We start from the raw sequence: 23,483 nt of genomic DNA on the forward strand, positions 1-23,483 counted from the left end.
TCCGTGCATCACGCCAGTCGCCGTGTAAACCTTGGGATTCCCGCCCTTCTGCTCTGCAGAGGGCTGACGGTGCGTTCGGACCCGATGCGTGCCGGCGACGCGATAGGGATGGGCCGCCGCTGCACTCTGCCCGAAACTTCCACAACACCTCTGGCTCTATCTGGCTCTCCGGTCAAGCCGACATGCTCCACCATCGTACACTCCAAGACCCCGCGCAAGGCCCGGAACTGTCAACACGTAACCCTCATGAGCGAAGCGGGCTGCATCAGCATGATGCTCTGTGTAGAGTCTGGGAATAACACCGCACCACCATCCTGGAGCCACCAGGTCTCCGGGATTCCTTATCTGAAGCGCGCCGCAGCATTCCGCGAAGAGGAGAGTACTCCGGATGGCTATGACCAGGCGTCACTTGCGCCCCCATCAGATTGAGGCTGTTGACGCCGTTGTGCGCGGCCTTGATGTTCCACCTGTGGGATTCCTGCAAATGGTCTGCGTGGTCAGGTTGTTGCCGCTTGCGGGGCGGGCAAGACGGTCATCGCCGCTTTCGCTGCTCGGGAGATGCTGCCGCAGGGGCGGGTTCTGGTGCTGGTGCCGACTCTGGAGCTGCTGACGCAGACGGTGAAGGAGTGGTACCGGGTCGGGCATAGGGGGCCGGCGTTGCGGTCTGCTCTCTCCAGGAGGACCCGGAGCTGTGGAGCCTGAACGTCCGGTGCACGACAAACCCGGTGCGGCTTGCGATGTGGCACGGGCAGGGTGTCAGGTGACCATCTATGCCACGTACGCGTCGCTGGGCGTTCTGGCGGAGGCGTTCGAGGGCGTCTACGGGCAGCGGTTGGCGCCGGTGGACCTGGCGGTGGTGGACGAGGCGCACCGTACGTCGGGGTCGCTGGGCAAGGCGTGGGCGGACATCCACGACCAGGCGGTCATCCCGGCGGCGCGTCGGCTCTATATGACGGCGACGCCGCGGATCTGGCAGGAGCGGCCCAACTGGGAGGTGGCCGAGGGCGTTCGGGATCCGTTGCCGAAGAATTGGCGGCCTCGATGGACGACGCGTCCATCTTCGGGTCGGTGCTGTACCGACTCAGCCTGGCGTCGGCGGTGTCCCGCGGCCTGCTGGCCCGGTACCAGATCATCGTCGTCGAGCTCCAGGACCCGGTTGTGACCCCTGAGCGGCTGCGCGGGCCGGAGCGGCGGGAGGAGGAGGTCCGCGGACAGCGGCTCGGGGCGCTCCAGGCGGCGCTGCTGCGCACCATGGCCGACCACGACCTGAGCACCTGCATCACCTTTCACCACCGGACGATAGAGGCCGCGGCGTATGCGGAGGCTTGGAGCAGGTAGCGGCGAAGCTGCACGCGGACCAGCCTGAGAAGTACCCAGGGCGCATCTGGGCCAACTGGCTGTGCGGCGAGCACGTCCCGGAGCGCCGGCGGGAGGTCCTGGCCGGCTTCGCTACGACGGCACGCCGGGCGGTGCTCTCCAACTGCCGCGTCCTGGGAGAAGGCGTCGACATCCGGGCGGTGGACTCCGTGGCCCTGCTGGACCCCAAGGGCGCTCCCCACGACATCGTCCAGGCGATCGGGCGGGCGCTCCGTCAGAAGCCCGTGAGGGGAAACTGGCCTCTTTGATCGTGCCGGTATTCCTCCAGCACGGAGAGCAGCCCGAGGATATGTTCACCTCCGGAAGCTACCGGCCTCTTATCAGGGTGTTGCAGGGGCTTAGAGCTCATGATGAAGAGGCCGTGGAATTGCTCGCGATTCCGCAGAAGCCCCGGAAGAACGTTGTTGAACCGTCTGTGTGGATCGGCCCTGCCCCGGAGGAAGGGGAGGAGGAATCCCGTCTTCTGCTGCGTTTTGCCGCGCCGCGTGACCCGGTGATGGTCGCAGAGTGGGTGTCGTTCAATGTGATCGACACCGAGCGGCAGGACTGGGCACGCGGGTACGCCGCCGCGCGCCGGTTCCGTGAGCGCGAGGCGCATTTGCGGGTGCCTTACGACCACAAGGAAGGCGCGTACCCGCTCGGGCAGTGGATCGCCGAGCAGCGCCGCGCGTACGGGGCCGGGCAGATGACCGGCACGCGAGCCGAGCGGCTCGAGCAGCTCGGGATGGTGTGGGACGCCGCCGGCGCGGCCTTCCAGGAGAACCTGGCCGCCGCCCGGGTCTACTACGAGCAGCACTGGACACTGTGCGCGCCCCGGTCGGCAACGGCGCTGGACCGGCCGATCGGGCAGTGGCTGTCCAACCTCCGCCGCCCCGGTGCTCTGGCTGGCCACCCCGAGCGTGAGGCCGCGCTGGCGGCGATCGACCCGGACTGGAACCCGGCCTGGCCGGCCACCTGGCAGCGGCACTACGCCGCCGTACGCGAGCTCCTCGCCGAAGAGGACACCACGCTCACCAAACTGCTGCCCGGCGTCACCGTGCACGGTATGGACGTCGGCAAGTGGCTGGCCAGGCAGCGCGAGCACACAGTATGGGTCGCGCTGATGCGCGGACAGCGCGAGCGCCTGGAGCAACTCGGCATCACCCCGCTGCCCGCATCCAAGGAAGCACCCTCGAAGGCCCGCGAAGGAGTCTGGGGGGCCTTCGAGCGGGGCGTGGAGGCACTGCGGCAGTACAAGACCCGCACCGGCTCCTTTACCGTCCCCAGGGCCCACGTAGAGACCCTGCCGGACGGCACCGAGGTGAAACTGGGCGTCTGGCTGACGAACACCAAGACACGGCGCACCAAACTCACCGCGGAGAAGAAAGCGGTACTCGCAAAGCTCGGATTGGAGTGGGCTGCATAGGGCCACGCTGATCACGAGAGGTTCACCACTGTACGGTGATGAACGTCCCCGGCCGCTTCGTTGGGCCGACAAAGGGTCTTCGGGCCAGTTCTGTAACGCGGCCCGATGTCAGCTCAGCGGCCGTCGCCGCGTCGAACGTCTCGCACAGTACCGCCGTCGAGCACGGCGGGGCGAGGTACACCAGGCCGATGCTGCGGTTTGTCGGCGTTCACGGAATTCCTCACCCGTTCTCATGATCGAGTCACGAAATTCCCCACCCTCGCGGTCACCATTCCCCACGGGGATGGCGGAGCCGCCAGAGCTGGACGCATCGGGACGATGGATAGTGACGAGGGTGCTCAGTGCTCGACGTTGCCTCCGGGATCCTGATCGACGACGTCCTCGCCGCGCCAGCGGGCCAGCACTTGGGCAACCTGGTCGCGAGTCGCGGGGAGGCACTCGTGCCAGCGGGACTCGACGCCATGCGGGTAGCCGAGCAGGTTGGTCAGCACGTTGTTGACGGCGTCGTCCTCGGTGTCGGCGATCGGTGGAGATGGCCAGGATGCGGCGACTGCAGCGATCTCGTCGCGGGTGAAGCCCATAAGCGAGTGGAACTCCCAGTCGGGGAAGAACGGGCCGCTCACTGCTGCGTCAAGGCACTCCTTGATGATCTGCAGCTCTTGGTCAGTCATACGCTCGATCGGTTTCACCCCTAGATGATCTCAGTGGTCACCGCTCCAGATCTCGACTCCCGCAGGGGTATCCCTGCGCTCCGACCACCGGTGAACCCCACAGCGCCACAGGACCTCACAGCGAGAGTGCTCACTTCCAACCCTCGATGCGAGAGGGTGGGGAATTCCGTGACGTTTGGCCTGGGGAATTGCGTGACCGTCGACACGGTTCTCACCGCCGGGTCACAGTCCATAGCCGCAGTTCCTTAGGTGCCAGGCCGACGCCGAGTTCCTCAGTCAGCTCGCACGCGGCCTTGGCCCTCACGGTCACCTCGTCAAGCACCTCGCCGCTTGTCGGCGGCTCCACCGAACCGCCGGGAAGCTGCCACCGCCCGGGGGGGGGGGAGCCGTCGCCGGCGACATCCTCGCCACCACCACTTGGTCGTCCGCAGTTGATCCCAGCCCTTGTCCTGACCCGGCTCAGGACAAGAGCCTGCCCCACGTCCCGCCCGAAGCTCGACCTCGTCATGCAGTTGCTGCGCGAGGGCGACACATTGAAGGTCACCCGGCTCGACCGGCTCTCCCGCTCTGTGCTGCATCTGGTGACCCTCGGCGCCGATCTGCGCGAGCGCGGCATCGGGCTGCACGTCATCGAGCAGGGCATCGACACATCCACCATGGAGGGCAGGGCGATGTTCGGGATGCTGTCCGTGCTCGCCGAGCTCCAGCGTGAACTGATCGTGGCGAACACCAACGACGGGCTTGCCTCCGCGCGGGCACGCGGCCGGGTCGGCGGACGACGACCCAAGCTCACCGAGGATCAGGCGGCGCTCGCCCAGCAGCTCTACGACGCCCGCGAGAAGACCGTCCAGCAGATCGCCGATCTCTTCGGCGTGCCGCGCTCCACTGTGTACGGACACCTCGACAAGACCAAGACCGAGCCCCGCCAGCCGAAGAAGACCGCCGCCGTGAAGCCCTGAAAGCTACCGACGGGTCACTTGCTCCCTGGTGTCCGAGTTGGGACTACAGGGCCTGCTACTGGTGCGAGTGCGAGGCGCAACGTTCCGCCTGCCTGACGGATACGGGGCGGGCGACGTCGCCGGCCACCCCAGGACCATGATCAGTCTCAGCTACTTTGCACCGTGGGTCAGCGATAGGACACCGGGGCCACGACGGCGCGTTCTCTACGATGGACCTCACCGGACGCCACCCGCGCACCGGAGAACTGCTGTCCACCGTGAAGTTCATGGTGCAGACCCTCGCCGCCGCCGGCGAACTCCAGCGCGACCTCCAGCGCGAGCTGACCTACGACGGGCTGCGGGCCACAACGGCTACCTGCGGAAGCATGCTGGTGGCCGAGCTGCATCTCGAGTGCAGCGCCGATGCCTTCCAGCCGCACTGACGGTGGAACCTCGGATGGTGTCCCCGATTGCGCGGTGTTGAAGCGAGTGGACAGCACCCTGGCTGGAGCACCATAAGGACATGGTGGCTCTCGCACGTCCGATCTGGCCCCACTGCGGGTACGGAGCGGATCGAACCGATCCGATTGGCTGCCGGGGCGTCCGCGTCTCCGATTACACCGCATGCCTGGCTCACCTCACTGACGACGAGCGTGGCGCGTACCGCGATGGCTTGGCCCCGGGGCCGACGTCGACCACCGCGGCACCACCTTCACCGCAGACCTCCTCGGCATACTCTTCGACGCCCTCCTAGACCACGACACCGCAGAAGTTCACCTGGGCGCGGTTCGGTTCGACGAGGCGAGGTTCCTCAGCGACGCCATCTTCGAGGACGCGACCTTCTCCGGCTACACCGCCGACTTCAGCGGGGCGATCTTCTCCGGAGACGCCCAGTTTGATGGGACGATCTTCTCTGGCGAAGCCAGGTTCGATAGGGCCGCCTTCTCCCACAGTGCCTTCTTTCGCGAAGCGAGGTTCTCCGACCGCGCCAGGTTCGAAGAAGCAACCTTCTCCGGTGAAGCCAGGTTCGATAGGGCCGCCTTCTCCCGCGACGCCCGATTCCAAGGGGTGACCTTCGCCGACGAGACCGGATTCGATGGTGCAACCTTCTCTGACTGGGCCCAATTCGACGGGGCGACGTTTGCCGTGTCGTCGCGGTTCGGGCCTCTTGTATGCGCACAGCGTGTTGGGTTGTCAGGTGCGTTGTTCGAGGCCCCAGTAACGCTGGAGATCGCGGCTCAGGAGGTCGCCTGCCAGCGGACGCAGTGGCGGTCGACGGCAACCATGCGCCTGCGCTACGCGACTGTGGACCTTGACGACGCGGTCCTGGCCTTCCCAGTCGCCGTCACCGCCCACCCCGCCCCCTTCACCACCATCTTCGGCAAGGTGCCGGAGCAGCTCCTGGAGGGCCTTGACAGCACGACGATGGTGACATCGGTGCGCGGTGTGGATGCTGCCCACCTTGTCCTGACCGACATTGATCTGAGCGCATGCCGGTTCTTCGGCGCCTTCCACCTGGACCAGATCCGCCTCGTGGGCTGCACTTTTGCCCGCACCCCCACCGGCGCCCACCATCTGTGGCCCTTCGAGTGGACATCCCGCCGCACCCTGGTCGAGGAACACCACTGGCGGGCTCGCACCCCTGACCGCAAGGGTTTCAACCCGAATCTTGGCTGGCGCATCCCGCCCACCGGGACGGAGCCCAGCCTCATCCCCGAGCCGGAGGTCGTGTCGGGCCTTTATCAGCAGCTACGCAAGGCGCTGGAGGATGCGAAGAACGAGCCGGATGCGGCGGACTTCTACTACGGCGAGATGGAGATGCGCCGCCATGATCGCGAGAATCGTCCACGAAGTGAGCGGATACTCCTGACCGCCTACTGGATGATTTCCGGCTACGGTCTGCGCGCCTTGCGTGCCTTCGGCTCGCTGTTTTTCGCCATGGTGCTGACCATGGTGCTGCTGATGTGGGTCGGGTTGCCCGCCGATCCGCCAGCCCCGCGCACCCGAGGCACGGTGACTGCCGAGCAGAAGGTCGATGTCACCACTAAGGTGCCAGGCCCGGGGGGCGCGGCACCAGGGCCCCTGGGTGAGCGGTTCACCAGGGAGCGGGCGGAGAAGGCCGGGCGGACCGCGGTGAACTCCGTCGTCTTCCGCTCCGCCGGGCAAGGCCTGACCGTGGCCGGCACCTACATCGAGATGGCCTCCCGCCTGGTCGAGCCGGTGCTACTCGCCCTCGCACTCCTGGCCATTCGCGGCCGGGTCAAGCGCTGAACCCGCGAAGCATCTGCTGCGGTGGCTACTCGGCGATTCTTCGCGGCCGGTGTCTGAGATAGGAGGCCAGGGCCACCACGGCGACCGCAGCTCCATGATCACGGGCTTAGCGTTCGCTGTACCGATGTTCCCCGAGGCCGATGTCCTCCACCGCAACCGCCTCGCCCTGCGCATCCACGACGGCGCGTTCTCCGCCATGGACCTCACCGCACGCCATCCCCGCACCGGCGAACTGCTGTCCACCGTGAAGTTCATGGTGCAGACCCTCGCCGCCGCTGGCGAACTCCAGCGCGACCTCCAGCGGGAGCTGACGTACGACGGGCTGCGGGCCGCCGAGGCCAAGGGCAGCAAGGGCGGGCGCCGCCCCGCTGTCCCGGCCGACAAGCTCGGCGACGTGCGCGCCACGTACCCGGAGGGCCGATCCATCGCTGCCCTCGCCCGCGACCACGGCGTCAGCCGCGGCGCCATCCGTACCGCCGTCGCCGACCTCATGCCCGACCACAGCGCCGCCGTCGAGGACGGCCCGGCCCGGGAGCTGCCGGTCACCCTCGACATGCCGGGCAAGGTCGCCGACTTCCTCCGCACCACCGAACTGGAGCCCCCCGAGCGCGCCGCGCTCGACCAGGGAGTGACCGTACGGCGCGGCCAGGGCTACACCCTGCGCGTCAGCGCCGTCCCCGCCGTGCACCGCCAGCTCCTCGCCCGCTGTCGGCCGCTCGACGGCGGTCAGGGTGCCCCCGCGGTCCCGGCCCAGCGCAAGGCTCGCCGCGAGTACGAGAACCGGGTGAACACACTCACACCCTGACCATGATCGTTCTCAGCGCACAACCGCTGTACCGATGTTCCCCAAGGCCGAACCTGGCGCGGAACCGGGTGAACCTGAACAAGGTGATCACGCACTGGCCGGACATGCTGCGTGTGGTCGGCTCCCTGGTGACCGGGCAGGTCCGCGCGTACGACCTGCTGCGGATGTTCGGCCGCGAAGGGCGGCCGACGCCGATGGGGCAGGCATTCGCCGAATACGGGCGGATCGCCAAGACCCTGCACCTGCTGCGGGTAGTCGACCCGGTCGACGACACCTACCGTCGTCAGATGAACCGGCAGCTCACCGTGCAGGAGTCCCGCCACAAGCTCGCCCGGGACATCTGCCACGGCAAGCGCGGGCAGATCATGCAGGCGTACCGAGAAGGGCAGGAGGACCAGCTCGGCGCTCTCGGCCTGGTCCTGAACGCCGCCGTGCTGTGGACGACCCGCTACCTGGACGCCACCGTCGCCCAGCTGCGCGCCCTGCCCGCCGACGAGCGGGAGCACGACGTCCTGGACGAAGACTTCGCCCGGCTCTCCCCGCTCAAACACGCCAACCTCAACTGCCTGGGCCGCTACAGCTTCCGCGCCAGCGACTCGTCCGGTGGTGGCCTGCGGCCCCTGCGCGACCCGGCCGCGGCCGATCCGGACGAGGACGACGAGCAGCCGTGAGGCTAGATGGGGGCGGCTCCATCTGGGCTGCTGGGTCGTTGAGGTTACAGCGCGCCCAGTACAGCAGGAAGCCCCGTCTGATGGGGCCAAAACGGCTTAGGGCGGGCCGGTCCCCCTTAAACCGGCCGTATGCGGGCGCCGCTTCGGCCGATGCTGAGTGTCTGCTGCCAAGGGCTGGCGCTCGTTCGAACGGCGTCCTACCGCTTGTGATCAACAGCTCACTGACCGTTCATGGGTGGAGACTCATAAAACGGGAGGCTCGGCGTGGGACTTTACGAGCTGCAGTTCAAGCGCGACGCATTTCTGAGCATGATGCGAGCCCGGCTCAACGACATTCCGCTGCCGATTGGGGAGGTGCCGAACTTCCCGGGGCGCTGGTTGGATCGGCTGGTATGTACCGCTGTCGAGATCCGGAACCGCGATGAGGCCCCGGCGGACGCGAATATCCCCGTCGGCGAGCTTGCCCTGCGGGCGACCATCGAGGTGCACCACACCACTTACGAGGACGCTCGCCAGGCCGGAAGTCTCAATCGGCCCGCGACCGCTGTGGCGACGCTGCATCTCTGGTTCGCCTTCTCCGCTACGCGCGCGAGTTTGTCTATTCTGCCTAGGATTGCCGAGATCGATGGGACATCGCTTGACGGGCCGGACCTCCTGGTGGAGCCGGTCATTGTCCCGTGGCCGGGGATCTGACGGTCACGGGGGCAGCGCTACTCGCCGACGGCAACCTGGTTGTGATCCGATTGGCGACCTCAGCGGGGACTTCGCTGTCCGGTCCCGTGGTCGACCGAACCGGCGGTGCCGACTGGGCGCAGTTCCTACGCAGCGATCTGCTGGTGGAGCAGGTGGTGAGCGGTCTGGCTGACCAGATGCGGGCAATGGTCGCAGCCGAGCCCGAGAAGTTCCGGCTGGAGGTGTCACCGAGCGGCAGTTGGATGTGGCCGATCGGCCCCGCTGTTGCCGTTTCGGGGGTGATCGAGAGGAAAGACGCCTGCCTCACCACCGATGCCTCCGTTACGCTCTCTGTAAGTGTCGACTTCGAGCCGCAACCAGCCCAAGGCACTGCTTTGGCGAAGATGCGGATCTCCTGGGACGTCTCCGGCTGGGATTCAGCGGTGTGTTCCCTCCAAACGTTCCTGGCAGGGATGGGGGTCGTCCACATCCCATTCGTCGGCCCGATTCTGGCCGGCCTCGGGAGCGCGCTCGGTTGGTCCTCGCATCTCGCTGTTCCCATGTTGTTCGAGGCGGAGGCGGCAAAAAAGGTCAAGTCCGCGGAACCTCAGGACGACGACACCCGCAAGGTCGCCGAGGGTGACGACTTCGTCGAGTGGCAGCGGACCCTCTCCCTACGCCCGCGTTCCCGCGCAGTCCCCCTCACCGTGCAAAGTGCGAATGTCGACTTCGAGGGTCTGACGAGCCGGGGCAGCCTACGCGTCGCGCAATCCCTGCGTGAGTTGATGGGGTTCATCTCTTCGCCAACGTGGCATACCAGCGCGAACTGCAGGACTAGGCAGGTCACCCAGGACTACTATCCGGCCTCCGTAACCCTCCAGCACACCACGCCGGTGCCGCTGCGCCTGCTGCCGCCCCTTGTCCAGACCGATCCGAACGACGCGTGGACGCCCCGCATCGTCGAAACCCCGACCGGCGTCGAAATCACAGTGCCCGGCTCGACTCGGGTGGGGACACACCTCGCGCTGTGGGTGCACACGACGTCCGGGCTGCGCTGGATCGATCTGGGCACCGTGCCAGCCAAGCCCCCGACCTTGACCCCCGTGGAGATCGCCGCCGCACTTGCCGACTGTTTCGTGTTGCAGGAGCCGAACTTCGGGAAGCGCTATGAGTGGCAGTATGATCCGCCGCCAGATGAATACGGCCTGAAGCACGTTCGCGAGTGGTCCTTCGCTGGCCAGGGCCTTGGGTCCAGCTCCGCGATCGATCTGGTTGCCGTCGGGCTGAATGGACGCGAGCGCGCGCTCGGCAGGGTGGAGGCCGTGGACGGTCACTTCTCGTTCCAGGTCCTGACCGCGGCCGACGAGGAACTCGAACTACGAACCGACCGCGTGGGCCACTCCGGCTTGCTCATGGGCCAGCGCTGGATCACACCGTGGGCACGGGTTCCCATCGCATCAGGACCCGCCTCCGTCACGGTCTCAGACGGCTTGATCGAAGTACAGGCCCATAACGACGAAAAGCTGCTTGCTGATTTCACCGGCCGGATTCTGACCGCGTACGACGCGCCAGCTGAGAAGCGCCCTCCCAGCGACGACGGGAAGCGCAGCTTGAGCCTTTTCCGAACACACCGCGCCGGGCCGACGACCGTTGCTGCGGTGGACGGAGACGACTTGATCATCGGCAGAGCAGGGCCCCTCCGGACGATCGGTAATCTCAACCCACCTCAGTAGTCCTGATCACTCCCTCGGGCGCAGTATGTGCACCGATGTGCTTCACAACCGGCGCGGTCGCGTACAAGACGGCCTTAGAGCGCGAGCTACAGCGGCCGGGCACCGCCCCCGGCGCCCATCGACCCGGACCTGCCGGGCGCGGACATCCGCATCGGCTACGCCCGGTGCTCGACGCTCGGGCAGGAACTCGACTCCCAGCTCGACGCGCTCAGCAAGCACGGCATCCCGAGGGACAAGATTTTCAGCGAGAAGATCAGCACCCGCGTGCGGGTGCGCCCCCAGTTCGAGGAGGCGCTGCGGGCCGCGCGGGAGATCAAGGCGCGCGGCTGGGCCGCGACGCCGCCGAACTCACCGCGCTCGCCGACCATCTCACCGCCCACGGCCTGGTCCTGGAGATGCTCGCCGGACCCCTGCCCGGCATCCACGACCCCACCGGGCCGGGCAAGCTGCTCTTCGCGTTCTTCGCCGCGATGGCGGAGACGGAGCGGGAGAACATCCGGGAGTCGACGCTGGAGGGGCTCGACACCGCGGCCCGCAAGGGCAAGCACGGCGGCCGGCCGCCGGTCATCACCGACGACATGCTCCACACCGTGCTCCGGCGCCGCGCGGGCGGCGAGTCCGTCGAGCAGATCCAGCCTGACCTGATCATCCCCACCGGCAAGCGCAAGGGACAGAACCGCCGAGCGCCACCGCGGCAGGGCGCCGGCGGACGAGGTCGAGCAGTGCGGCGTTCAGCTCCTCGTCGTCGCCCCCGGTCTCGAAAATGACCCTCACGGCATGTGCCTCCTCAGAGAAATGATCCAAGTCTTGGCTAAGACTCGGATGAAACAGTGGCGGGCCGGGCGCGGCGCCGCCTCGTCGTCGCCGTCCGCGCCGTTCACAGCCAGGCCTCCGGCTTGGCCGGGGTCTGGACGGCGAAGCGAGCGGGCCCTGAACGTCGGCGCCGCAGCGTTCCGGCGTGTGACGAGTGACCCGGCCACCGTGGCGGCCTTCGACGCCGAGTTCGGCGCGCCGGTCTCGGGCGCGCACGCCGCCCCGCGGGCGGCCTGAGTGCCGGGCGAATACTTCGTCGACTACCGGTGGTTCCTGGAGCGGCAGACCGAGATCCTGCCCGGGGACCTGTCGGTCAACGACTTCTCCGTCCTCATGGGGATGGCCGCCCGCCACAAGGTCGACCCGCCCCGGCACGACAAGCTCTCCGACCCGTTCTGGCGGGCCGCGGTGTTCCTGGAGGAGTGCGTCCTGCTGCGGCCCCTTCCCGCCCGCAAGCGGACCAAGTGGGTCGTCGCGATCGAGCTCGTCGCCTTCGCCCGCGACCAGCGCACCCGGGAGCGCGACCGGACCGGCCGTCGGAGCCCGCAGCGCCCGGGCACCGAGATCGCGGCGGAACAGACGGCGCACTACGAGGAAGTGCTGAGGACCCTCACCGAGCGGGAGCAGCGCCAGAAGAAGGCCCTGGCCCGCACCCGGGCCGCCCAGCGCGCGGCCGAACAGAAACTCGCCCGGGCCCGTGCCCGGCTCACCGCCGAGATCGACGCCGTTGCCCGGCTCGGCTTCCCCGCAGCCCGTACGACCACCACCGAGAAGGAGGCCCGACCGTGAAGAACACTCACGAGACCGCTGCCGAGACCGACACCTCCGCCGTGATGGCGGGCCGGAACATCACGCTGGACGAGCTGGCCACCGAGCTGTCGGCCATCGAGGTCAGGCTCCGGCAGCTGGCCCGGGCCGCCGAGGTGCCGGCCACCCCGGTGGAGCTCGCGGACGTCATCGACTCCCTGCGCTCCACCGCGTCGACCGTGCGGGAGACCGGTGACCGGATGGGCCTGCTGGCCCGCATCGTCGACGGCGACGTGCCGCTGTCCACCCGGTTCCGCGACTCCGAAGACCCGTGGGGCGTGGCCGCGCGCGGCACCGACCGGCCGGGCTTCGGCGGCCCGGCGATCGTGCCGACCGTCTGGCAGCTGCTCAGGCTCGCGCACTGCGACAGCTCGGGCACAAGAGTCACCGGACGGAGCCGAAGCTCGACGAGCCGGACGCGGAGGGCGTGCGGCAGATGTGGCGGGAGAAGTACGACTTCCTGCAGGTGCTCCCGACGAGCGGCACCGCGGCTCTGGAAGGTCTCTACCGGGAAGCCAACACTCTCCCGCCGGCTGGCACGAAGGGCGACGGAGACAAGAAGGTGAAGGTCGGCGCCCGGGACGTCGCCATCTGGCTCACGGCCGTCGAGTACGCGCGGGAACACCCTGACGAGACGGTCTACTTCGTCAGCGAGAACCACAAGGACTTCACCAAGGGCGGTGCTGGCTATCCGGCGCCGATGGACCGCGACGTCGCGGATCTAGGGGAACGCTTCGTGCACCTGACGAACCTCGCCGAGCTGCTCGAGACCCTCGCCCCGAGGGTCCAAGTCGACGCAGCAGACGCGCGCGGCCTCCTCGAGCAGCACACGGCGTGGTTCGCCAACCGCAACCGCAGGATCTGGGCGATAAACCACACGCCCTTCGAGATTCGGACCCGGGACGGTGAGACGACGACAGCCCAGGCGTGGATGTTGCCCGACGACGTCCGCGTGCAGCTCCTCGACCTCCGGGACATCGAGGCCTACAGGCTCGGCGCCAACAGCTGGATCGTGGCTACAGCCCGCTGGGAGTTCGTCGGCCTGGCCATCGGCAAGACGCTGGTCCAGGGCGCGTGCACGTTGAAGACCCGGATCTTGTTCCCCACCCAGTCCGGGGACGAGCACAGGCCGAGGATCATCAAGTCGTACGTGGAGCTGCCCGCCGAGGATGCGTCGGCCGTCGACTGGCCGCCGTTGATGCGGAGCGCGGAGTACATGCAGCGCGTCCTCCAGAACGCTGAGGCAGAGGGTCGCAAGCCGACGCGGGTCGAGGTACTGCTGAGCGCCCTGATGGCCTTCCCCCTGTTGAAGCAGAGCGCCGGCATCGAACTGTCGCAGTATCCGGCCTACCAGCCGCTCGAGCTCAAGCACCGCCTGCCGCTGTCCTCTGGCACGGTCGAGCACGAGCAGCCGGAGGACAAGCGGCTCGACGAGGAGTGAGGGCTGGGTGTAGGCCGCCGTGCTGCTCCGCTTCCCCAACGTGGACTGCTGCCCACCGGCGCACGGCGGCATCACAGCGGAGCACGAGCCGGGACCTGTTGTGCTTCGGTTTCCTCCCACCAGGCGAATCGCAGCCGTGTCGCCTGCCATGGCTGCGCGCGGGCCGGTATCCCGGTGATCGACCACAGGTGATCACCCAGGGATGGCACACATGAACAGCAGGATCAGGGCTCTTCTCACCGCGGCCGCGACCGCCGCCGTGCTCGGGGCGGTGCTGCCGTCGAGCACCGTGTCGGCGGCCGGCGTGCCGCTGCAGGACGCCATCGCCGCTATGCGCGTCGAGGCAGAGGTCCGAGACGGCTACGACCGCAAGCGGGAGTTCGGGGACTGGATTGACGCCGACAGGGACGGCTGCAACACGCGTGCCGAGGTTCTCCTGGAGGAGGCCGTCGACGAGCCGACCCGCACGGGCCGGTGCACCCTCAGCGGCGGCCGCTGGTATTCCTACTACGACAACAAGTACGTGACGCTGCCTGACGACATCATCGACATCGACCATATGGTCCCGCTCGCCGAGGCGTGGGACAGCGGGGCTCGCAACTGGGACAAGGCCAAGCGCGTCGCCTACGCCAACCATCTGGACGACCCGGTTCACTTGGTCGCGGTCACCGGGCGCAGCAACCGGCAGAAGGCGGACAAGGACCCCTTCGAGTGGATGCCGTACGAGCAGGCCCGCTGCCGCTACATCACCGAATGGGTCCACATCAAGCGCGCCTGGGACCTGTCCGTCGACGAGCGGGAGAGGAACGTGCTCGTCGACTACGCGGCCAAGTGCCCCAACGTCCCCATCAGCACCACCACCGCCGACCGGCGCACGCTGTGAACCACCAGCCCGGATGCCCAGGTCGTCGGTAGCGCTTCGATCCGCTGTGGCGTCGCAGCATGCGGGCAGGGTGCGGAATGTACCGAGGTGGTTCCACGGCCTGCTCGCTCTGTGGCGCAGTGCGCGGCCCGCAGGCCCCCAGCCTCCTCGCGCCGCCACGGCGGCCACTACCGCCCTGCTCCTTCACCCGGGCATCCAGGCCGTCCGCGACCAGGAGCGGCAGCTCCAACGATCCATCACCGCTTCATGGGCGGGCCAGCGCCCACGGCGACGCGGCCTCGGTCACGGCTACCAGGGGATACGCATCCCCTCACGCTGATCCCACGGCATCTGCCTGACCTGCCGCGCCGGGGTCTGGCCAGGCGTCCAGGCACCGGGCCCGGACGCCACCGGTGTGTGCCTCAGCAGAGCTTGTAGTCGTACGCCGTCGAGTTGTACGAGCAGGTGTCCGCGACCGTGCCATTGGCGCGCTTCAGGGTGGCCGCGTCCTTGTCGTTGTTCCACACGTACCAGGTGCGGCCCCAGTACCGGTTCGTGGACGTGTTGGTGCCCTTGCCGGTGCGGACCGTCACCGTGGCGCCCTTGGCCAGGGTGTACGCGCCGAAGGTGTACACGTGGCCGGCGGCATCCCGCAGCGTCCACCCCCGCAGGTTCACCGCCGCGCCGGTGGTGTTCCGAACCTGCACCCACTCGGCGTTCAAGCTGGAGTTGGCGCCGCGGTCGGTGCCAGGGCTGTCGTAGTAGATCTTGTAGAGGTGGACCGAGCCGGCCGCCTGAGCGGTTGACGGCATCAGCACGATGCTGGCCACGGCGGCGGCCGCCGTGGCAAGAGCGATGGAACGGGTTCGGAGCACGTACGTCCCTCAAGTCAGGCCAGGCGCCCCATGGGCCCGGCGAGGGAACTCAACGTAGAACTCAAGGCCTCAGCCCGTACGTCCAGTTACGAGATCAAGACGGTCTGTTCGACCAGACGTCCTGCCAGCAGCGCAGCGGGTAAGGCCCGCGGCGCGATCCCAGCGCCCTGTCATTGCCCACTGGGAGACTGACGCGGCTGAGGCGCCGCGACCGTTCTGGGAGCGGATTCACTCCTAGGCCGTTTCTTAGCGATCACCTCGCGGACCAGATGTGGATGGCCGCGAGGTGAAGGGCCGCCTGGTAGATAGTTGCCGTCTTGTCGTAGCGCGTGGCCAGACCGCGCCACTGCTTCAGCTTGTTGATGCAGCGTTCGACCGTGTTCCGCTGCTTGTAGGCGATCTTGTCGAAGGCGGGCGGCCTGCCGCCCTTTCGTCCGAGGCGTTTGCGGTTGGCGATCTGGTCGTCGGGCTGTGGGATCACGGCTCGGATGCCCCGTTTTCGCAGGTGCTCGCGGATCGCGCGGGACGAGTACGCCTTGTCGGCCAGCACGGTCGTCGGGCGGGTCCGGGGCCTGCCCTTTGCCCTGCTCACCCGGATCGCGGCCATGACCTGCGTGAAGGCGGGAGCGTCACCGGCCTGGCCGGGAGTGAGGACGAAAGCCAGAGGCCGACACCGGCCGTCGGCCGCCAGATGAATCTTGGTGGTCAGTCCGCCGCGGGACCGGCCGATGACATGATCGTGAGGCTCGCCAGCCGGAGCCCCTTTTGACGGGCCCCGGCGGCGTGCTGATGGGCACGGACGATCGTGGAGTCGACCCCGACGACCCAGTCCAGATCGCCTGCGACGTCTGCCCCGGCAAGCAGGGCGGCGAAGACCCGCTTCCACGTGCCGTCGATCGCCCACATCCGCAGGCAACTGTAGGCGCCCTTCCATAAACCGAACCGCTCGGGCAGGTCCATCCACGGAGTGCCCGTGCGGTACTTGAACGCGATCGCGTCGATCAGCTGCCGGTGATCACGCCCACCGCCCACCCCGCTTCGTCGTCCGGTCCGGCAACAACGGCTCGATCAGCGCCCACTGCGCGTCAGTCAGCGACACGTCCAGACCAACGATCCGATGATCTGAAAGCGACGGTCTAATCGCCTGAGAAGGCAATCCGCAGGTCTCGGTCGGCACGGCACCGCCGGCCCCAGGCCAGCAGCGTCGCCATGACCTCGTGCTCGCCACTCCTCAGACGAGCGAGATCCGTACCTTCCAACTCCCGCACCATCTGGTCTACCGCCTCACCGCGCAGCGTGGTGTCCCCGTACGCATCGATGCGGGCCAGACTGGGAAGTCGGTGCTGGCCGAGCCGCTCAACGGCCTTCCAGAACTCATCTTTGTCGTCGATCAACCGCTCCAGCATCCCTGCTGGTGGCGGGGGCCCAGGCTTTCGCGCTGTCCGAGACGCAGAGCGCCCTCGACGAAGTTCCATGACGAGCCCCATCCCTGCCCCTTTACTCCCACGCGAACGCCTCACAACACGCAGGTCGATTCTCCGTGATCCGAAAGAAACGGCCTAGACGGCGGCCTGAAGGGCTCGTCCCCATCCTCAGGGAGTTTCGCCGCGAGGGCCTCAAGGAAGTGGTCAAGGCTCGGATTTGCCCATCTCCGTCCCCAACGAAGGTAGGCCTGGTGCAGCTCTCGAACGAAGGCGACCAGTTCGTCGCGGCTGCGGACATCGCCGCCGGGGGTAAGTGACAGTACCTCCTCCTCACAGCACCCTCTCAGAGCTGGCTATTGAGGCGCTCGTCGTAGTAGTGCTCGCCGCCGACGAGGACCGAGGTGACGTACACGGGCAGGCCGCCTTGCGTGCGGGGAACCTCTTGGGAGGTCTGACGGGTGAAGCCCAGGGAGACTCCGGGGATGAAGGGGTACTCGGGCTCGGTCCGGTCGACTGTCCAGCCGCGTTCTTCCGCCCGGCGGAAAAGGTCCTCGGCTGGTGTGGTGAAGACGTCGTCGCCTTCGAGGAGTACACGAACGTCGGTGCTGCGGCCTTCACCGGGCCACCACAGCTCGACTGCGGTGACAGCCTCGCCGGAGCCCTCTAGCAGGACGTTGACTCCGATCTCCTGGCATGCGGTGAAAATCTTCTTCGGGGGGCGGCCGTCTGCGGGCACGACTTTAGGGGTTCCCCAAGGGGTGACGGCTGCAAGGGCCTCGTCGGGCGTCATGCCCAGGTGTACGGGGCCGGCGCTGTTGGGCGGGTCCAGAATGAGGTCCACGGGGTGCTTCTCTCCTCGATATGTGTGTGCTACTTCAGGATGTCGTAATCGATCGTCCAGCCGCGTTTCTCCAGCATCTTCTGGAACTTCCTGTTGTTCTTGAGGCTGTCGATCATGTCCTTGATGTGCTGGTCGTATTTTGTGCCGAAATTCGCCCGAATCTCGTCGATGTCCATCATCATCGCCTTGTCCCAGCGGCCGGCGTCGATGAGTGCACGCTGCTTCGCGCGCCACTTGACTGACTCAGCACTGGATCCGGTGCTGGTCATTATGCGGTGGTCGTCGTATTCCATGCGGATCGCCGGCCCCATCCCGGCGCCTCCGCCGTCCTTGTTGGTCCTGAACCCGGGCTCGTCGAGGTGGGCATAGGAGTTCTTGGCGGGGATGTGGTTGATCTCCATGTTGACGTCGGTGCGGCGGGATCCGTCGGCGTTCTTGAGGTTGGCGGGCGTAAGGCCGCTGTACCAGCCGCCGTTCTCCGTGCAGCCCCTGGCGATCAGCCCTTCGGGGTCCATCCACATGTGTGGGTTGAGGACGTAGGCGACGGGGTTGGGGGCGGCGTCGAGGCCGAGGGGGTCGGGGCTGATGTATCGGCCGACCGTGGGGTCGTAGTAGCGGAAGCAGTTGTAGTAGAGGCCGGTCTCCGCGTCGTCGTACTGGCCGGGGAACCTCAGGGGTGTGTAGGCGAGGGCCGTGCGGTTCCACGAGGTGGTCCCCCACACGGTCGTCCGGCTCTGCCAGGCGATCTGTCCAGTCTCGTCGACCAGTTCGGTGGGAGTGCCGATCAGGTCGGAGACGATGGCGAAGAACCGGGAGTCGACCTCGGCGTCCGTCGGTGACGGCGGCTGGAGGCCTGTGCGGCGTTCCAGCTGGCTCAGCGGGGTGCGTCCGTGGTAGTCCCAGGTGAGCGTGGTGTGGAGGGTCGTGTCGGTCTGCTCGACGAGGGTGGTGCCGTCCCAGGTGAAGTGGACGGAGTGGATGACGGTGCCGTCGTCGGCCATGTGGTGCTTCGCGGTCCGTCGGCCGAGGGGGTCGTAGGTGTAGCGCCAGAGTGTGCCGTCGGGGGTGCGGCAGGCTATCAGCCGGTCTTCGGCGTCCCAGGTGTACTGCCAGATGTCGGGCTTGCGCGACAGACGGGTCTTGTGCCGGGCGATGGTGCGTCCGGCGGCATCGTAGGTGCACCGGACGGTGCCGGCGGTCAGGAGCCTGGTGCCTTCGTAAGTGCGTGCTCCTCGTTCGTCGGTGCGGCGGGCCTGGTTGGGCCAACTGCCCTCTGTCTGGTTGCCGACGCGGTCGTAGGCGTAGGTCTCCGACCAGTTCTCCGCCGTGACGCGCAGGGGACGGCCGACCGGGTCGAGGTCGAAGTGCTTGGCTGTCCCGGCCACAGCGTCGGTGATCTTCGTGAGGAAGCCGTCCGCCCGGTAGGTGTAGGAGCGGGCACGCAGCGCCTGGTCGCCGCAGGTCACCGTGTGGGAGGTGAGACGTCCGGCCTGGTCCCAGTCGGAGGTGAGGGTCAGCGGCGTGGGGCCGGTCCCTACGGTGCGGGTGCGTTCGCGACCCCTGGGGTCGCGGGTGAAGGCCAGCAGATGGCCACCGGTGTTGAGTGTGGTGCGGTTTCCGGCTGTGTCGTAGGTGAACTCCGATATGACTCCGGTGGGGGTGGTGCGGCGGGTGGTCCGCCCTGCGGCGTCGTAGGCGAAGCGTATGGTGCGCCCGTCGACGGTCTCGGCGATCACGCGTCCGTTGGTGTCGCGTTCCCACGTCACGGTGGAGGTGGGTGAGGTGGCGGCAAGCAGTTCGCCGGTGGCGTCGTAGGTGTAGTGAGTGGTATGCCCGGCTGCGTCTTTGGAGATGACCCGGCCGCTGGCGTCGTAGGTGAGCGTGATGTGTTCGCCGAGCGGCGTGGTGCGGGCCGTCAGGCGGCCGGCGGCGTCGTAGGTGTAGGTGTGGGTGCGGCCGTCGAAGTCGGTCTCGGAGGTGAGGTTGCCGACGGCGTCGTAGGTGTAGGTCCAGGTCAGTCCCTGGGGATTGCGGACCTCGGTGAGCCGGAGTTCGGTGTCGTAGCCGAATTCGTAGCGTGCCCCGTCCGCGCCGGTACGTGCCGCGAGCAGGGCGAAGTGGGTGTACTCGAATCGGGTCGTGTCGCCCCGTGGGTCCGTGTGGGCCAGGCAGTTGCCTTCGTCGTCCCAGCTCCAGGACTCCTCGGTACCGTCGGGGCGCACGCAGTGGGAGAGCCAGCCTTGCGGGGTCCACTGCATGCGCGTGACCGCTCCGGCGGGGTCGGTCATCCGTACCGGCCGGCCGAATGCGTCGCGCTCGACCTTGTACTGGTGGCCGAGGGGGTCGGTGAGAGTGAGAGGGACTCCCGCGCGGTCGTAGGTGAGGCGTTCCCCTACTCCTGTGGGGTCTATCCGCTCGGTGACCTCACCGTGGGCGCCGATGCGGTAGTGCGAGGTGCTGTTGTCGGGTGCGGTGAGGGAGAGGCGGTTGCCGCGCTCGTCGTAGTCCTGCCACCACGTCGTGCCGTCGGGGCCGGTCGACCGCACGGGCAGGTTGAGCTCGTTGTAGTCCATGGTCGACGTGGAGCCGTCCGGCTGCCGGATCACGGTGAGGTTGCCGCGGTCGTCCCAGGTGAATCCCGCGGTGTTGCCGAGCGGGTCCGTGCGCGACAGGAGGTTGTCGTACCGGTCCCACTGGCGCAGCACCGTGTTGCCGAGGGAATCGGTCTCCGCGATCACTTGTCCGAGCTCGTTCAGCCGGGTGGTGGTGACCGCTCCGGTGGAGTCGGTGAAGTAGGTGATCCGGTTCTCCGTGTCATAGGAGAACGACGACGACAAAGCACCGTCCGGCCCAATTGTCCGCACTACGCGGCCCGCGGCGTCGTACACGTACTGGTAGGTGTGACCGTTGCGGTCCGTCCACGAGGTGATCTGGTGATCGGCGTCGTAGGAGAACACCATCGCAGGCCCGTCGAAGTTGCTGATGGCCTCGAGGTTTCCCTGGCTGTCGTAGCCGAAGGCCGCCACCTTGGCGGGGCCGTCCGGCGTAAGAACCTCCAGCGCGGTCACTCGACCCGTGGCCTGGTCTGTCGTCACCGCCACGCGGTAACCGCCCTCGTGGACCACCATCGTTGGCACGCCGTCGTCGTCACGGGCGACACGGAAAGCGTTGCCGTTGCGGTCCTCAATCTCCGTCAGCCAGTACTGCCCGCCGGCCTTGTACGGGCTGCCGGTGAAGCGCCGCGTCAGGCCCGCGTGCGGATCGGTGGCCGCGTACGTCACGTCACCAAGAGCGCCGCGCGCCTCGAAGCGCAGAGGGATCCTGTCGCCCTCCAGCGGCAGGACCTCCTGCCCGTCCTCCGACGGCATTGCGGGGTAGACCAGGACAGAGCCGTCCTCCCGGGCCCATGCCACGCCCGTCCCGCCCGGTTCCAGCCGTTCGTCGAGTGTGCAGGCCCAGCTGGGGCCGAAGCTGTGGCCGTAGCGGTAGCTGGAGATGTGAGTGCGCTTCAGTACCAGTTGAAGAGTGCCGGGGAGGGCGAGATCGGTCTGGGCGAGCACCATCTCCCCGGTCGCGATGTCGACGGGGTCGGTCTTGCACCGCCGGTTCAACAGCGACATCGCGATGTCGCGGACCCGTTCCCGGACGTTACCCAGCAGCGAAGGTCGTGGGCGCCCACGTTCCCGGGCGCCGCGTGTACCGGAGCCGTCCTTGTCGGTCTTGCCGTCCTTGTCGTTGATCTTCTTGATGCGGTCGCGGACGTCGAGGTCGGTGTTCTTGTGAGTTTTCGAACTGCGGCTGAGGGCTGCGGGCAGTTTCTTGCCGATGTGCTCGCCCATGTCGCTCAGCGCCTTGGTGAGCTTCTCCATGACGCCGTCGATGGTGCTGTCCAGGACCGCGGTCAAAGAGTCCTTGCCCTTGGCACGCCCGTGGTGCCCCCTGGCCTTGCCGAGCTTGCTGCCGGTCTTGTCGCGCATGGCAACCTGCACGGTGTTCAGGTGCAGCCCGGCGCGTTCGTGGGCGTCATGGTCGATCTTCGGCCCGCCCCCGCCACCTGCTCCCCCGCCACCCCCGGCGGAGGCGAGCTGCAGGCCGTCCTTACCGGCCTGCGCCGTCTGGCCCGTGTCGTAGCCGTCCTGCACACCAGTGGCGTTCAGAGCCGTCTGGATGGCCAGATCCGCGACGATGTTCTCCAACGCGGCCACCGCCGGTTGCGTGAGGGTGGCGACGATCTCGGCGACGGCCGCCTCGGCCATCTCCTTCAGGATCTTCTTGAACGCGATACGGGTCGCAGCGATCTTCCCCGCGGCCAGCAGCGTCGACAGGCCGGCGGTCAGCGGCGCGAACGCCAGGGTGACGCCCACGGTCGCGCACAAGTCTGCCAGTTCACCGACGGCGGCGATCTTGCGCGCGACGATGATGTCCGCGACCCGGTCCAGCGCACCCGCGATGGTCCGGGCAGCCTTCCCCAGGTCCTTGTGCTTGCCCTGAACCTTCTTCCAGTGCTGATCCAGCGCGGACAGCGACTCACTGCCACCGGTCGACAACAACGCCTGGATATGCGCGTGCGCAGCGCCTGCGTCACCGTCCGCGTCGTCCGCGAACTCCCGCAACGCGTCGGCCATGTCCCGGTAGGCATCCTCGTCGACGTTGGGCCACCCCACCCCGACGATGTCCAGCATCGTGTCGACACCCTCAGGGATCGTGTAACCCACGACGCAACAGCCCCCCGTTAAGCAAACCAGCAAACAAGATCAACCAGCATGCCATGCGACAACAGCGGCAGCCCAGCCTGGTTCCAGTCAGGCGGGCAAGGCCATGTGGCGGGCGCACCGAAGTCCGGCGAGTCGGCGTGGGAGAACTCGCCGTCGTCGTTGTCTGTGACGGTTCCGCAGGCGGCCCCGCCCCCGCAGACCACTGCGGCGTTGAAGACCTACCAGCAGACCGGTGCACCAGAAGTCATCGTGGACGGAATCTGTGGGCGCCAAATGTGGCCCCTGATGGGATAGATAGCAACCGCGCTTCGCACCAAAAGGACTGAACCTGCGCGGAGTTGGGGAGGTCGGCAGAATGCCTCCAGGCCCGAGCTGGCTGCCCGGGCCTGTCCGACCCACCTCCCATCGCCGCAAGTCCCTCACGATCTCCTTCCGGCCCACCATGGCACCGGTTCCCGAGCCACTGACAACACCGCCGGTCCGTGGAAGTACCCAGTCGCAGCACCCCACCAGCAATTACGGGACAGCCCTTAGTGCCATACCTCGGATTCTAGCGGGGATGCTGCTCCTATTTCGGGGGCCCGATCAAATCACCGCACGGCGTATCTCTTCCTGGCGCGGGTCAGGACATCGACCGCCTGAGCGGATGGAATCCGTACCCGAACTGCGGGCGAGGAGACGTCAAGAAGCGACTCTCCAAGGGCACCCGCCAAAGCACGCACGGCACTTTCCCGCACGAAATCCAATTCTCCCTCGTCCTCGGCTATTCTCACCAATGCCTGTGCCAGACTGCGGGGCCCCCTCTCCTCTCGCAGATGCCTACCTGCGACGGAAATGGCCACCTCTCTGACATCTCCATCAATGTCCCAGCCAACTCCGGTCAGAAACCTGTGAATCTCTGGCAGAACATCCGAAGACATACCCCAATAGTCACAGAGGATCTGCAGGGCAAGCCGAGAGAGCATGGGATCTGAGGGCATATCGAGGTATTTCCGGACGACTTCTGCTTGGGTAGGTGAGCCAGCCAATCCCACAACATGCAACGCCGTGTAAAGGTCTCGCGGGCTTACGCGCCCCTCAGACACGGCTTTGACTGCGATGTGAAAATCCTCGGCGCCCAATCGCCCACACTTCGCCTTGTCAAGCATGTCTCTAAAGTTTG

The 23,483-nt window shown here is 67.3% G+C and carries 17 protein-coding genes and 5 pseudogenes; 15 read left to right on the forward strand and 7 right to left on the reverse strand.

Translation table 11 applies throughout. The annotated features are described in order from the left end of the window. Positions 1-394 precede the first annotated feature (394 nt). Positions 395-2,782, forward strand: a pseudogene (locus ABEB09_RS34785) (helicase associated domain-containing protein). A gap of 338 nt (positions 2,783-3,120) precedes the next feature. Here ABEB09_RS34785 and ABEB09_RS00030 read toward each other — a convergent pair. After that, complete coding sequence (locus tag ABEB09_RS00030) at positions 3,121-3,471, reverse strand: hypothetical protein (protein WP_345685773.1); 351 nt, start codon at positions 3,469-3,471, stop codon at positions 3,121-3,123. Between the two features lie 413 nt (positions 3,472-3,884). Between ABEB09_RS00030 and ABEB09_RS00035 the strand changes: the two genes are divergently transcribed. From ABEB09_RS00035 to ABEB09_RS00100, 14 genes and pseudogenes are all read left to right on the forward strand, one after another. Next, positions 3,885-4,412, forward strand: a complete 528-nt coding sequence (locus tag ABEB09_RS00035; protein ID WP_345685775.1) for a recombinase family protein — start codon at positions 3,885-3,887, stop codon at positions 4,410-4,412. A 155-nt stretch (positions 4,413-4,567) separates the two neighbouring features. Beyond that, positions 4,568-4,765: pseudogene (locus tag ABEB09_RS00040) on the forward strand (hypothetical protein); the annotation flags it as partial. A 448-nt stretch (positions 4,766-5,213) separates the two neighbouring features. Beyond that, positions 5,214-5,369: pseudogene (locus tag ABEB09_RS00045) on the forward strand (pentapeptide repeat-containing protein); the annotation flags it as partial. A gap of 90 nt (positions 5,370-5,459) precedes the next feature. Continuing rightward, on the forward strand, positions 5,460-6,662 hold the full coding sequence (locus ABEB09_RS00050; protein WP_345685777.1) for a pentapeptide repeat-containing protein: 1,203 nt from the start codon (positions 5,460-5,462) through the stop codon (positions 6,660-6,662). 94 nt (positions 6,663-6,756) lie between these two features. After that, positions 6,757-7,467, forward strand: coding sequence for a serine integrase family protein (locus ABEB09_RS00055; protein WP_345685779.1), 711 nt, complete (start codon positions 6,757-6,759; stop codon positions 7,465-7,467). Between the two features lie 26 nt (positions 7,468-7,493). Then, positions 7,494-8,138 (forward strand): Tn3 family transposase, encoded by a 645-nt coding sequence (locus ABEB09_RS00060; RefSeq protein WP_345693795.1) that lies wholly within the window; start codon positions 7,494-7,496, stop codon positions 8,136-8,138. Positions 8,139-8,402: 264 nt separating this feature from the next. Beyond that, the gene (locus ABEB09_RS00065; RefSeq protein WP_345685781.1) at positions 8,403-8,831 is read left to right on the forward strand and encodes a hypothetical protein; all 429 of its coding nucleotides are present in this window, start codon (positions 8,403-8,405) and stop codon (positions 8,829-8,831) included. Continuing rightward, complete coding sequence (locus ABEB09_RS00070) at positions 8,816-10,543, forward strand: hypothetical protein (RefSeq protein WP_345685783.1); 1,728 nt, start codon at positions 8,816-8,818, stop codon at positions 10,541-10,543. The genes ABEB09_RS00065 and ABEB09_RS00070 overlap by 16 nt, the downstream gene beginning before the upstream one ends. A gap of 150 nt (positions 10,544-10,693) precedes the next feature. Then, positions 10,694-10,795: pseudogene (locus ABEB09_RS00075) on the forward strand (recombinase family protein); the annotation flags it as partial. A 74-nt stretch (positions 10,796-10,869) separates the two neighbouring features. After that, positions 10,870-11,310 (forward strand): recombinase family protein, encoded by a 441-nt coding sequence (locus tag ABEB09_RS00080; protein WP_345693796.1) that lies wholly within the window; start codon positions 10,870-10,872, stop codon positions 11,308-11,310. A gap of 283 nt (positions 11,311-11,593) precedes the next feature. Then, the gene (locus ABEB09_RS00085) at positions 11,594-12,145 is read left to right on the forward strand and encodes a hypothetical protein (RefSeq protein WP_345685785.1); all 552 of its coding nucleotides are present in this window, start codon (positions 11,594-11,596) and stop codon (positions 12,143-12,145) included. Further along, positions 12,142-12,729, forward strand: a complete 588-nt coding sequence (locus tag ABEB09_RS00090; RefSeq protein ID WP_345685787.1) for a hypothetical protein — start codon at positions 12,142-12,144, stop codon at positions 12,727-12,729. The genes ABEB09_RS00085 and ABEB09_RS00090 overlap by 4 nt, the downstream gene beginning before the upstream one ends. Beyond that, complete coding sequence (locus tag ABEB09_RS00095) at positions 12,630-13,604, forward strand: hypothetical protein (RefSeq protein ID WP_345693797.1); 975 nt, start codon at positions 12,630-12,632, stop codon at positions 13,602-13,604. Before ABEB09_RS00090 ends, ABEB09_RS00095 begins: the two co-directional genes overlap by 100 nt. Positions 13,605-13,815: 211 nt before the next feature. Beyond that, positions 13,816-14,487 (forward strand): HNH endonuclease family protein, encoded by a 672-nt coding sequence (locus ABEB09_RS00100; protein WP_345685789.1) that lies wholly within the window; start codon positions 13,816-13,818, stop codon positions 14,485-14,487. A gap of 401 nt (positions 14,488-14,888) precedes the next feature. On the opposite strand, the gene ABEB09_RS00105 is transcribed toward ABEB09_RS00100, so the two are convergent. The 6 genes and pseudogenes from ABEB09_RS00105 to ABEB09_RS00130 all read right to left on the reverse strand — a co-directional run bounded on the left by ABEB09_RS00105 (position 14,889) and on the right by ABEB09_RS00130 (position 23,469). After that, complete coding sequence (locus tag ABEB09_RS00105; RefSeq protein ID WP_345685791.1) at positions 14,889-15,341, reverse strand: lamin tail domain-containing protein; 453 nt, start codon at positions 15,339-15,341, stop codon at positions 14,889-14,891. Between the two features lie 253 nt (positions 15,342-15,594). Then, positions 15,595-16,446: pseudogene (locus ABEB09_RS00110) on the reverse strand (IS5 family transposase). A gap of 31 nt (positions 16,447-16,477) precedes the next feature. Beyond that, entirely contained in the window at positions 16,478-16,735 is a 258-nt protein-coding gene (locus tag ABEB09_RS00115) for a hypothetical protein (RefSeq protein WP_345685793.1), read from the reverse strand. A 373-nt stretch (positions 16,736-17,108) separates the two neighbouring features. Next, entirely contained in the window at positions 17,109-17,606 is a 498-nt protein-coding gene (locus tag ABEB09_RS00120) for a hypothetical protein (RefSeq protein ID WP_345685795.1), read from the reverse strand. A 29-nt stretch (positions 17,607-17,635) separates the two neighbouring features. Continuing rightward, positions 17,636-22,321 (reverse strand): RHS repeat-associated core domain-containing protein, encoded by a 4,686-nt coding sequence (locus tag ABEB09_RS00125; protein ID WP_345685797.1) that lies wholly within the window; start codon positions 22,319-22,321, stop codon positions 17,636-17,638. A 590-nt stretch (positions 22,322-22,911) separates the two neighbouring features. Next, on the reverse strand, positions 22,912-23,469 hold the full coding sequence (locus ABEB09_RS00130) for a hypothetical protein (protein ID WP_345685799.1): 558 nt from the start codon (positions 23,467-23,469) through the stop codon (positions 22,912-22,914). Positions 23,470-23,483: the final 14 nt, after the last annotated feature.

It is taken from the genome of Streptomyces coeruleoprunus, from assembly GCF_039542925.1.
GTDB lineage: Bacteria > Actinomycetota > Actinomycetes > Streptomycetales > Streptomycetaceae > Streptomyces > Streptomyces coeruleoprunus.

Coding starts and splice junctions, on each gene's coding strand:
- ABEB09_RS00130 (WP_345685799.1), bottom strand. CDS start 23,469: ATGCTTGACAAGGCGAAGTGTGGGCGATTGGGCGCCGAGGATTTTCAC.
- ABEB09_RS00100 (WP_345685789.1), top strand. CDS start 13,816: ATGAACAGCAGGATCAGGGCTCTTCTCACCGCGGCCGCGACCGCCGCC.
- ABEB09_RS00055 (WP_345685779.1), top strand. CDS start 6,757: ATGATCACGGGCTTAGCGTTCGCTGTACCGATGTTCCCCGAGGCCGAT.